This window comes from Calidithermus terrae, assembly GCF_003574345.1.
GTDB classification, from domain to species: domain Bacteria; phylum Deinococcota; class Deinococci; order Deinococcales; family Thermaceae; genus Calidithermus; species Calidithermus chliarophilus.
Genome location: NZ_QXDL01000027.1, coordinates 17,156 through 27,645, shown reverse-complemented (window position 1 = coordinate 27,645; position 10,490 = coordinate 17,156). Strand labels below are relative to the sequence as shown.

The following is a 10,490-nucleotide window of genomic DNA, read 5'->3' as shown; positions in this document are numbered from 1 at the left end:
ACCCCGAGGTGCTGGCCCAGGCCCCCTTCCTGGCGGCCAAGGCGCTGCTGACCCGCCGCGCCGAGGAGGGGCGCGGCGCGGGGGTGGACTTCGCCACCCTGATCGGGCTGGGCGAGGGGGGCGCCGCCGTCTACCCCGACATCGACCTGAGCCAGCTCAAACCCGGCACCGTCGTGCTGGGCAGCATGCTGGCCCGCAGCCTGGCCGCCTTCACCGGCGACAAGCTCGTCGCGCTGTCCATCGACCAGACCCGGGTGACGCTCGAGGTCGTGGGCACCTTCAGCACCGGCAACGCCCTGCTCGACGCGGGCTACGCCTTCACGACGCTCGAGGACAACCGCAAGCTCCTGGGCCTGCCCGGCGCCATCAGCGGCTACCAGGCGCGCGTGCGCGACCCCGACCGCGCCTACGAGGTCGGGCGGGCCATCGGCGGCAGCGACTACCTCCCCCAGACCTGGCAGAGCAACTACCGCACGCTCATCGAGCAGCTCGCCCTGCAGAAGCGCGTCAGCGGGATCATCGTCTTCCTCATCGTGGGCGTGGCCGCGCTGGGCATGGCCAACGTGCTGGTGCTGGCGGTGGTGGAAAAAACCCCCGACATCGCCCTGCTGCGCGTGCTGGGCGCGCGGGGCCTCCAGGTGGCGGGGGTGTTCGCGCTCGAGGGCGTCCTGCTGGGCGCGGGCGGCGTGGTCCTGGGCAACCTGCTGGGCTGGGGCCTGTCGAGCTACTTCGCCTGGCGCCCCATCCGCATCCCCGGCGACCTCTACTTCATCACCAGCCTCCCCGTGGACATCAAGGCCAGCGACTTCGTCTGGGTCTCGGCGATGAGCCTGCTGGTGGTGATCCTGGCCTCGCTGCTCCCGCTCGTGCGGGCGCTGCGGGTCAAGCCGGGGGAGGTGTTGAGGTGATGTCGGTGGGCGATAGCCGGTAGCCGATGGCCGGACGCCGGGGGCGGGTCGTACGTCCTACGTCGTACGCGAGACGCAAGACGCAAGACGCGAGACGCAAAACGCCAAACGCCAAACGCAAGACGCCTTGGCCCTCGGCCCTAGACCCTCGACAAGCCACAGGGCACGGGCTTTCTGTTCTATCCTGCTCAGCGCAAATTCGGCCCCAGGCGCAGGCGGAAGCCGAGCACGGCTGAGCCGTTGGCGAGGTAGAGCGAGGGGGCGATCTCGGCGCCGATGCTGAGGGCGGGGTTGACGAAGAACTCGGCGCCGGCCACGCCCTCGAGGCCCCACAGCGCCACCCCGCCGCCGAAGATCACGCCCACGCCGCCGCCGCCGTAGGGGAAGAAGCGGCCCTGGCCGAGGGCGCTAAGGGCGTGGAGGCCGAACTCGAAGAAGCCCACCGAGCCCTGGCCGAAGCCGACGTGGGCCCTCAGGCCGAGCGAGCCGAAGAGGTCGTAATCGCCTGCCTGGAAGGTGAGCGAGGGGTAGCTCGAGCCCGCCAGCCAGTTGAAGTCCAGGCCCGCCCCGACGAAGAGGCGGTTGGGCTCGTAGCTCTGGGCCGAGGCCATTCCCCACAACAGCGCGAGCAGCACGAGGTAAGGGCGCATACCCCCATAGCCTAGCGCCCGGAGGGGTTTTCATACCAGATTCGGTTAGTTCGGCGCCGGATGGCGGCGAACTAACCCGACTGAAGGGAGTGCTCTAGGGTCCAAAAAGATAGCCTCCAGGGTTCTGGGTTGGATGATTATCTTTTTGAATCCGGTATCGCGCCCTCAATCCAACCTTGAGACACGCTACCGCCGGGGCGGGGCCGGTGGCTATACTCGGGCATATGAAACCGTGGATCGCGCTGCTCGTGCTGTGCGGGCTGGCTTCGGCCCAGGTCCGGGTGGGCATGGCCTTCGACACGGGGGGCAAGAACGACCCCACCTTCAACGGCGTGGCCTACGCCGGGGCCCAGCGGGCCGCCCAGCAGCTCAAGGCCCTGCTCTACGACTTCGAGCCCGGCGACCCCTCCCAGGTGCTGCCGGGGGTGCGCAAGTTCGCCGAGGAGGGCTTCGACCTCATCATCGGGGTGGGCTTCGCCACCGAGCCGGGCATCACCGCCACCGCCAAGGAGTTCAAGGACACCAAGTTCGCCCTCATCGACAGCGTCTCCGAGGCGCCCAACGTGCAAAGCCTGGTGTTCCGCGAGAACGAGGGCACCTTCTTGGTGGGCTACATCGCCGGCCGCCTGACCCAGACCGGGGTGGTGGGCTTCGTCGGGGGCATGGACATCCCCCTCATCCACAAGTTCGAGGTGGGCTACCGCGAGGGGGTCAAGAAGGCCTGCCCCACCTGCCGGGTGATCGCCAACTACGTGGGCAACACCCCGGCCGCCTTCAACGACCCGGCCAAGGCCAAGGAGATCGCCGGCCTGCAAAAAGCCCAGGGCGCCGACATCATCTACGCCGCCGCCGGCGCGAGCGGGCTGGGGGTGTTCAACTACGTCAAGGAGACCCGCTGCCTCAAGGCCGGCGACCTGCCCAGGGGCGTCCGCTTCATCCGCGACCCCTTCCGCACGGTGCCCAAGTACGCCGCCTATGCCCAGGCCTGCGCGGGCAACACCCGCCCCATGTTCTTCATCGGCGGCGACGGCAACCTCAACTTCCTGGGCGACACCGACTCCAACCCCCAGACCCTCAACCACGCCCTCACCTGCATGCTCAAGAAGGTGGACGTGGCCGCCTTCCGCGCCGTGGAAGCCGTGGTCAAGGGAACCTTCAAAGGCGGCATCGTGAGCCTGGGCCTCAAGGAGGGCGGCCTGGACTTCGCCCTCGACCCCTTCAACCAGGCCCTCATCCCCGACGCCCTCCGCCGCGAGCTCGAGGCCCTAAAGAAGGCCGTCATCAGCGGCCAGATCAAGGTGCCGGACACCCGGTAGCCGGTAAGCCGTCAGCGGTCAGCTCGAGGTTCGTCGAGGGCCAAGGCGCACGACGTACGACGTAGGACACGCGTTAGGCGTATCGCGTATGGCGCACGACCGCCTCACTCCTCACTGAACCGCTCTTCCTTCCAAGGATCCCCCCTCCGGTGGTATCCGTTGACCTCCCAGAAGCCCAGCTTCTCGCCCTGGGTGAACTCGAAGCCGCGCAGCCACTTGGCGCTCTTCCAGGCGTAGAGGTGGGGCACGATGAGGCGCAGGGGGCCGCCGTGGTCGCGGGGGATGGGCTCGCCGAAGAGGGTGTGGGCGAGCAGGTTCTCCGGGCGGAGGAAGTCGTCGAGGGTGAGGTTGGTGGTGTAGCCGCCGTAGCAGTGGATCAAGACCGCGCTGGCCTGCGGCTCGAGCCGGACCTGGCTCATCAGGTCGAGCACCTTCACGCCCCGCCACCGCACGTCGAGCTTGCTCCAGCGGGTGACGCAGTGGAAGTCGGCGGTGAGCTCGGACTGGGGCAGGGCCATGAGCTCGGCCCAGGAGAGCTCGAGGGGCTGCTCCAGCAGGCCCGTGAGGGATACCTTGACCTCTTCGGGCTTCAGGCTGGGGGTAGGGCCGTAGGTCAGCACCGGGAATTTCTCGGTGAGCACCTGCCCGGGGGGGACCCGCCCCTCCTCCTCGTCGCGGGACTTCTTGAGGAATTTGCCGAACATAGCCCAACGATAGACCCAGCCCCCTAGGGGCCGGGTAAGGGAGGGTACATTCGTTGCTACTTGCCCTGAGTCACGGTGATGGTGAGCATGACGGGCTTAACCTGGCTTCCGTAGCGTACGTCCATCAGCACAAGTGCCCCCGGGTCGCCGGCAGCGGGGGTCACCGCGAACACTAGCTCGACCGTGTCGCGGAAATAGACGGAGGTGCTGTCTACGTCGGTGATACGGCGCTTGGCGTTAGAGGCGGCGAGTTCCACCTTCCAGCCGTTCGATACCTTGAGATTTTCGACCTTGAACCCCCCCATGACCCCGCGCGTAACTTCGCCTGCGCGGGTTGAACTGCTGAAGTTGGCGGGCAAGACCTGGCGAATAGTGCTCGTAGGGATGTCCCAATAGCTCGCCCCATACTCGACGGCCACATAGGAGGTCTGCCCAGCAGGGATTTTCACCGAACCCAAAGGGGCTTGGGCTTCCAGCGGGCTGTACTGTGATCCTCCGGCGGGCACGCACGCGTTAAGGGCGATCAGCGCAAGAACCGCGAAGACAAGATACCTTTTCACTCTGCTTTCCTCCTCGATAGGCTGAACAATAAGCTTTCACCGCTGTCAGCAGCGTATCAGGAGTGAATGCAAAGTCAAGTGCGCGATGACCTTTGGTTCTCCTGCTTAGGGCACCACGTTTACAGGCAACGCCACCTCGAGCCGTCGGTCGGGCATGACGGCGTTGTTCAGCTCGACGCGCACCAGGTACTGCCCGGGCGGGGTGTCGGCAGGCAGATCCAGGTTGTAAACAAGCTCGAGCGAGGTCCGGAAGCGAACCTCCACCTGACGCCATACGCCCGGGCTCTGCGGGTAGGGGCGGTCCTGCCGCTCCAGGATGGTCACGACTCCCTCCTGGCGGGGCAGCGAGAAGCGCCAGCCCTCCGGGAGTTCGAGGACGCAGGGCACGAAGCTCCCGATCAGGACCCGCTCTGTCTGCCCTTCCGCCAGCCGGGCGGGGTCGATCTCCGCGTCGAAGTAGTACAGCGGCCGCCCCCAAACCACCGGGAAGTCCCCCAAGCGGGAGAGGTCGCGCCCAGTGGTGACCCAGCGATCCCCTTCCCACCGCTGCACCATCCGCAAGACCCACTCCTCGCGGTCGTAGGTCGCCCGGACGAACCAGCGCCCGCCACCCGTCACGGTGACGCTTCCGGACGTATCCGGCCGCAGGGGCTGCTCGAGCACACTCCCCTGAAGAACGGGGGCACAAGCCACGAGTGGAATTAACAAACCCGCCAAATACAAGCTTGCCAATCTCATGCCGGAATTGTAGGTCTCCAACGGCCGAGCGAATGGGGACCTGTTGACAAAACGGCTCTTTCCCAGCCTAGGCTGTGCCCTGCCTTATCCGCTGCCGCTGTAGCGGATCACCTCGACGCGCTCGAGCGTCACCAACCCTTCCCGCACCATGGCGTCGAGCACCGGGAGGAAGGCCCGGATCTTCTCGTCGCTGTCCACGATCTCGATCATGAGGGGCAGGTCTTCGGAGAGCTGGAGGAGCTTGGCGCTGTGGATGCGCGAGTGCGCCCCGAAGCCCATGACCCCCTTGAACACGGTGGCCCCGGCCAAGCCGTGCCGCTTGGCCTCGAGCACGATGGCCTCGTAGAGCGGGCGGCCCTGCCACTTGTCGCTCTCGCCGATGAAGACGCGCAAAAGCTTGGCTTCCCCCTCGAGCCTCATCGCTCAACCCCCCAGCCGGCCGCCCAGCCAGTACCCCGCCAGCACCGCCGCGAAGCCCAGCACGACGCTGCCCAAGACGTAGCCCCAAGCCCGCAGCCACTCCCCGCCCTGCAGCAGGGTCAGGGTCTCCCAGCTAAAGGTGGAGAAGGTGGTGTAGCCGCCCAAAAGCCCCACCGCCAGGAACAGCCGTGCCTCGGCGGAGAGGCCGCCCTCCAGGCTCAGCCGCAGCACCGCGCCGATGAGGAAGCTGCCGCTCGTGTTGACGAGGAAGGTGCTCCAGGGGAAGCCGGGCCCGGCCCAGGCCTGGACCCAGGCCCCCAGGCCGTAGCGCAGCGCCGAGCCCAGCGCCCCGCCCAGCATCACCAGCAGCAGCTTCATGGGCGGAGTATAGCAACAAGCTCAACGCCAGCTTAAGCCGGGTTTCGGCCCCCGCTGGTAAACTCTGGCGATGAGGTTTTTCAGCGTACTGATCCTGACGGCGGTCCTCGCCGGCTGCGCCCCGAGGCTCGGCGTGAGCGACGCCCAGCGGGCCGAGTGGGGCTTGCAGCCCGTCATCAGCGGCTTCGCCCCCGACCGCGGGGCGGGCGGGAAGTACAAGCTGCGCGAGCGGGCCTTCTTCAGCTTCACCCTGAGCCGGCCGGGCTACGTCACCTTGATCACCGTTGACCCCGACACCACCACGGTGGTGCTCGAGCGCAACGTGCGGCTCGAGGCGGGTGCCCACACCTTTCCCCTCAAGACCGACGTCACCGCCCAGGGACAGGCCACCTATTTGGTGCTGCCGCCTACCGGGACCTCGCGCTTCCGCCTGCTCTTCACCGACGTGCCGGTCTCGGCGCCGGGCCTCTTCCGCGGCAAGCTCAGCCCTGAAGAGCTCGACCAGCAGACCCAGGCTTACCTCAGCCAGGCCGCCGTGCGCGACGTGGCGGAGACCACCCTCGAGGCGGTGCAGTGATGCGCAGGTTCCTGATCGGCACGGTAGCCCTGCTGGCCCTGCTCGCCGGCTGCACCCCGCCTGAGCCGGGCGGCTTCAGCCTTAACCCCAACGCGGTGGTGCTCCCCGAGGCCGAGGTGGACTCGGTGGCCGCCAACGAGATGTACGTGCAGACCGACAAGGAGCTCAAGAGCGGCCAACTGGTCGTGAGCGACGAGGGCGACGGGCTGGTGCGCCGCATCACCGAGGCGACCACCGTCGAGTCGCGGCAGGTGGGCGCGCAGATCGTGCGCAAGGTCTACCTCAAGACCGAGGAGGCCAGCCTCGAGGAGGCCGTGGCCGCGGGCGACGCCAGCCTGGACTTCGGCGACCTGCAGATCGGGGAGGACAGCCTGGTGCAGGCGCTGCCCGGCGTGAGCGTGCAGGACGTGACCGGGAAGATCAACATCAGCAACGTGAGCTTCCAGCCGGTGCAGGGGGTGACCGTGACCCTCAACGGCTTCGTGCAGCAGAAGCTCAGCCCGAAGTTCCGGCTGGTCATCAACAAGGCCGCCGGCAGCGGCGTGCCCAGCGTGGACGTTTTCGAGGCCGCGCTCTCCGGGAGCCTCACCGCCTCGCTCCAGGCCAAGATCGTGGCCGACAAGAAGTTCAGCCTTGCGGCGGGCACCGAGAAGCAGATCGCGCAGTTCGCCCCGCTGCGCCAAGCCTTCCTGGTGGGTGCGGTGCCGGTGGTGGTGGTGGTCACGCCGCGCCTGGTGGTGGGGGCTTCGGGCGGGGCCGACAACCAGGTGACCATCCAGGCCGGCATCCAGCCCACGCTCAGCGTCAACGCCGGGGTGAAGTACGACCGCGACGCCGAGAAGAAGTGGGTGGGGGTGTGGACGCCGCCCAGCTTCAACCTCAACCCCTCCTTCAGCTACAGCGTGCCCAGCAACGGCAACGGCCAGCTCTACGCCAAGATGGTGCTGGACGTGAAGCTCTACGGGGTGGCGGGGCCCACCCTCGAGGCCAAGCCCTACGTGGGCATGACCTTCAAGCCGGCCCCGGCCACCGCCACCGTGCGGGCGGGCCTGGGGGCCAGCGGCGCGGTCTCGGCCGGGTTCAAGGTGCTGGGGAAGGGCCTCGAGCTCGGCACCAGCGCCCTCACCTACGACGCGGGCAAGGACTATAGCTGCAGCGCGAGCACTTGCCAGTAAGACGCCAGCCCCCACGGTCGAGAGCGCCCGGTATTCGGCTAGAATACCGGGTGTTTTCCTTCGCGATCACCGCTCGAGCCGGCCGCGCCCGCACCGGCGTGTTCGAAACGCCCCACGGCCCCGTACAGACCCCGCTGTTCATGCCGGTGGGCACCCTGGGCAGCGTGAAGGGGATCAGCCCGCAGGAGCTGCGCGACATCGGCAGCCAGGTCGTTCTGGGCAACACCTACCACCTGCTGCTGCGCCCCGGCCCCGAGCGGGTGCGGGCGCTGGGCGGCCTGCACGGCTTCGCCGCCTACGCCGGCCCCTGGCTCACCGACTCCGGCGGCTTCCAGGTGATGAGCCTGGGCCACATGCGGCGCATCAGCGAGGAGGGGGTGGTGTTCCAGAGCCACATCAACGGCGACCTCATCGAGCTCACCCCCGAGAAGAGCGTCGCCACGCAGGAGGCGCTGGGCGCCGACGTCATCATGGCCTTCGACGAGTGCCCGCCCTACCCCGCCGCCCGCGAGTACCTCAAGGAGTCCATCGAGCGCACCCTGCGCTGGCTCGAGCGCTGCCTGGGGGCCAAGACCCGCCCGGATCAGGCCCTCTTCGCCATCGCCCAAGGGGGGGTGGACCTCGAGCTGCGCCGCGTGAGCGCCGAGGCCACCGTGCCCTTCGACACCCCCGGCTTCGCCATCGGCGGGCTGGCGGTGGGCGAGCCCAAGGAGGGCATGTACCCGGCCGTCGGGCTCTCCACCCGCCTCCTCCCCGAGCACAAGCCCCGCTACCTGATGGGCGTGGGCCACCCCGAAGACCTGGTGGCCTCGGTGGCCCTGGGCGTGGACATGTTCGACTGCGTGTACCCCACCCGCACCGGGCGCTTCGGCTACGCCCTCCTCCCCGAGGGGCGGCTCAACCTCAAGCTCACCCGCCACCTCGACGACCCCAAGCCCATCGACCCCGAGTGCGACTGCTACGCCTGCCGCCACTTCAGCCGCGCCTACCTCGCCCACCTGGTGCGCGCCGACGAGATGCTGGGCCTGCGCATGCTCTCGCTGCACAACCTCCGCTACCTCCACCGCCTGATGGAGCAGGCCCGCGCCGCCATCCGCGAGGGCCGCTACGGCGACTTCGCCCGCGACTTCGCCCGCCGGCGCTTCGGCGGCGAGGTGCCGGGGTGGTTCCGGGGAGCGCTCGAGGAGGGGGGGCATTGGTAGGGGGTGTCGATGGTCGGTAGCCGATAGCTGGTCAAGGGTCTAGGGCCAAGGCGTCTGGCGTCTTGCGTTTGGCGTTTTGCGTTTGGCGTACGGCGTAGGACGTACGACGCACCGCCCGCGCCCCGCGTCAGCTACCGCCGCGCGAAAAACCCCGACTCCTCCACGATCTGCCGCCAGGGCAGGTACGTGGCCTCGGCCGCGCTCGTGCCGGTGCGGTGCAAGAAGGCCCGCACCACCGCGTAGCCGAAGGTGTAGCCGGCGTAGTCGGGGATGCCCTGCTTGGGGTAGCCGAACTGCTCGGCGGCCCAGTCGCCGAAGACGTAGCCGCGCAGGGTGTCGAAGCCGGTGGCCTCGAGCGCCTCGGCGAAGCGGGGCTTGAGGGCCTCGAGCTGCTGTGCGCTCAGCGCCGTGGAGTAGGGCCCCACCAGGCTTTCGTCGCCCGCCACCTCCACCCCGAAGGCCTCGGCCAGCCCCTCGGCCACCATGTACTGGCCCACGGTGGTCTCGGGGGTCCAGGGCTCGTGCTGGAAGCGCACGATGTGGTTGAGCTCGTGGGCGGCGGCTACGGGCAGGCGGGGCAGGCCGGTGGGGTTGGGCCAGCCCATCACCAGGGCCATCCCGGGGGCCTGGAAGCCGGTGTAGGCCCCGTACTCGGGCCGCAGGACGCGGGGGCTGCCCAGCAGCAGGGTGAAGCGGACGGGGGCCGGCTCGAGCCCGTGCGCCGCCGGGTCGAGCCGGGCCAGGGCGTCCTGGGTGGCCCGCACGCAGGCTTGCCAGGTCCCGGCCTGCTCGAAGGCGTCGAGGGCCCGCAGCCCGGCCTCCACGTCCTCGGTGGGGTTGTAGAAGCCGAACGCCTGGGCGGCGGCGAGGGCGGGGTCGCCGGAGGGCCCGGCCGGGGGCATGCGCTGGGCGAAGGGCTTCCAGAACGGGCCCAGCTCCTCCATGGCCTCGCGGAACACCTCGAGCCGCCGCTCGGGCGGGGCCTCCAACGCCGCGCGCTGGCGGCTCAGCCCGTCGATAGGAATGATCTGCATGGCGTCCTCCTCCGGGCCTGTGGGCCCACGGGGAGATAGGGTAGGGTCTCCAGCGGCTAGAGGGTCAAGGCCGCCTCGGGGGTCAGGCCCGACTCGAGCGCCTCCGCCAGCGCCAGGCCGGAGCCGGCCCGGGGGGAGAGCCCCAGGGGCGCGTGGCCCGAAGCCTTCGCGGCCTCGTCCCCGAAGAGGCAGGCGAAGAGGGTGGGGTAGCGGCCCGAGTCGCGGTACGGCGCGACGACCGCGCGGGTGTAGGCCAGTTCCTCCTCCTCGAGCCAGGGCTGCACCCCGGCGAAGGCCAGGGCGTGGCCTTCGGCCCACAGAAGCTGCCCCAGGGTGCGCGGCCTCCCGCGCCGCAGCAGGTGGGCGTAGCGGTACAGCGTGCTCAGGGTCGCCCGGCGCACGGAGGCCCTCGAGGGCGCCTCGGAGGTCCAGCAGGGGAGGGCGAGCCAGGGGCGCTTGAGCAGGGCCCGGGGTTCGGAGCTCAGGAAGCCCAGCTCGTAGGCGGGGCGGTCGGTCCAGCCGCCCTTGAGGTCGTCGAGGACGGCCAGCGAGACCTTGAGGGCGGGTTCCAGGCCGAGCCGCCGGTTCGCCTCCTCGGTGGCCTGGGCCGCCACGGCCTCCGCGCCCAGCTCGAGCAGCGCGTCCACGTAGGCGGCGACGTGCTCCTTGCCCATGGGGTTGATGGCCGCCAGGGGCGGCAGCGCCAAGTCGTCGCCCGCGGGGTCGAGCAGGGTCTGGAGGTACTTCCTGAAGCGCTCCATGCCGCGCGGGACCGCGTAGATCTCGCGCTGGACGTGCAGCAGGGGGACGTACTCGAAGGGCATACCG

General features: G+C 69.2%; 13 protein-coding genes. 5 read left to right on the top strand and 8 right to left on the bottom strand.

Going from position 1 to position 10,490, the window contains the following annotated elements:
* Positions 1-908: ABC transporter permease (locus tag Mterra_RS05115; protein ID WP_147372556.1), on the top strand; the 908-nt coding region annotated here is incomplete at its 5' end.
* Between the two features lie 188 nt (positions 909-1,096).
* On the opposite strand, the gene Mterra_RS05110 is transcribed toward Mterra_RS05115, so the two are convergent.
* Positions 1,097-1,558 carry a hypothetical protein gene (locus Mterra_RS05110; protein ID WP_119314194.1) on the bottom strand — a complete coding sequence of 154 codons (462 nt, stop codon included), beginning with the start codon at positions 1,556-1,558 and terminating at the stop codon, positions 1,097-1,099.
* A gap of 224 nt (positions 1,559-1,782) precedes the next feature.
* On the opposite strand from Mterra_RS05110, the gene Mterra_RS05105 reads away from it, so the two are divergent.
* A complete protein-coding gene (locus Mterra_RS05105; RefSeq protein ID WP_119314193.1) occupies positions 1,783-2,874 on the top strand; it encodes a BMP family lipoprotein in 1,092 nt (363 codons plus the stop codon).
* A gap of 104 nt (positions 2,875-2,978) precedes the next feature.
* On the opposite strand, the gene Mterra_RS05100 is transcribed toward Mterra_RS05105, so the two are convergent.
* The 5 genes from Mterra_RS05100 to crcB form a co-directional block, all read right to left on the bottom strand.
* Positions 2,979-3,578: a sulfite oxidase-like oxidoreductase gene (locus Mterra_RS05100; protein ID WP_119314192.1), complete on the bottom strand. Its 600-nt coding sequence runs from the start codon at positions 3,576-3,578 to the stop codon at positions 2,979-2,981.
* Positions 3,579-3,634: 56 nt separating this feature from the next.
* A complete protein-coding gene (locus tag Mterra_RS05095) occupies positions 3,635-4,138 on the bottom strand; it encodes a hypothetical protein (protein WP_147372555.1) in 504 nt (167 codons plus the stop codon).
* Between the two features lie 105 nt (positions 4,139-4,243).
* Positions 4,244-4,801: a glycoside hydrolase family 61 protein gene (locus Mterra_RS05090; RefSeq protein WP_147372554.1), complete on the bottom strand. Its 558-nt coding sequence runs from the start codon at positions 4,799-4,801 to the stop codon at positions 4,244-4,246.
* A 159-nt stretch (positions 4,802-4,960) separates the two neighbouring features.
* Positions 4,961-5,296, bottom strand: a complete 336-nt coding sequence (locus Mterra_RS05085; protein WP_119314189.1) for a DUF190 domain-containing protein — start codon at positions 5,294-5,296, stop codon at positions 4,961-4,963.
* 3 nt (positions 5,297-5,299) lie between these two features.
* Positions 5,300-5,674, bottom strand: a complete 375-nt coding sequence (crcB, locus tag Mterra_RS05080) for a fluoride efflux transporter CrcB (RefSeq protein ID WP_119314188.1) — start codon at positions 5,672-5,674, stop codon at positions 5,300-5,302.
* Positions 5,675-5,744: 70 nt separating this feature from the next.
* Here crcB and Mterra_RS05075 point away from each other — a divergent pair, with 70 nt between their 5' ends.
* The 3 genes from Mterra_RS05075 to tgt are packed head-to-tail and all read left to right on the top strand — an operon-like array spanning position 5,745 to position 8,628.
* On the top strand, positions 5,745-6,251 hold the full coding sequence (locus Mterra_RS05075; protein ID WP_119314187.1) for a DUF4384 domain-containing protein: 507 nt from the start codon (positions 5,745-5,747) through the stop codon (positions 6,249-6,251).
* Positions 6,251-7,426, top strand: a complete 1,176-nt coding sequence (locus Mterra_RS05070; RefSeq protein ID WP_119314186.1) for a hypothetical protein — start codon at positions 6,251-6,253, stop codon at positions 7,424-7,426. Before Mterra_RS05075 ends, Mterra_RS05070 begins: the two co-directional genes overlap by 1 nt.
* Positions 7,427-7,476: 50 nt before the next feature.
* Positions 7,477-8,628, top strand: coding sequence for a tRNA guanosine(34) transglycosylase Tgt (gene tgt / locus Mterra_RS05065; protein ID WP_119314185.1), 1,152 nt, complete (start codon positions 7,477-7,479; stop codon positions 8,626-8,628).
* Positions 8,629-8,759: 131 nt separating this feature from the next.
* Here tgt and Mterra_RS05060 read toward each other — a convergent pair whose 3' ends face one another.
* Both Mterra_RS05060 and Mterra_RS05055 read right to left on the bottom strand, forming a co-directional pair.
* Positions 8,760-9,662, bottom strand: coding sequence for a DUF2268 domain-containing putative Zn-dependent protease (locus Mterra_RS05060; protein ID WP_119314184.1), 903 nt, complete (start codon positions 9,660-9,662; stop codon positions 8,760-8,762).
* 56 nt (positions 9,663-9,718) lie between these two features.
* Complete coding sequence (locus tag Mterra_RS05055; RefSeq protein WP_119314183.1) at positions 9,719-10,486, bottom strand: hypothetical protein; 768 nt, start codon at positions 10,484-10,486, stop codon at positions 9,719-9,721.
* Positions 10,487-10,490 lie beyond the last annotated feature (4 nt).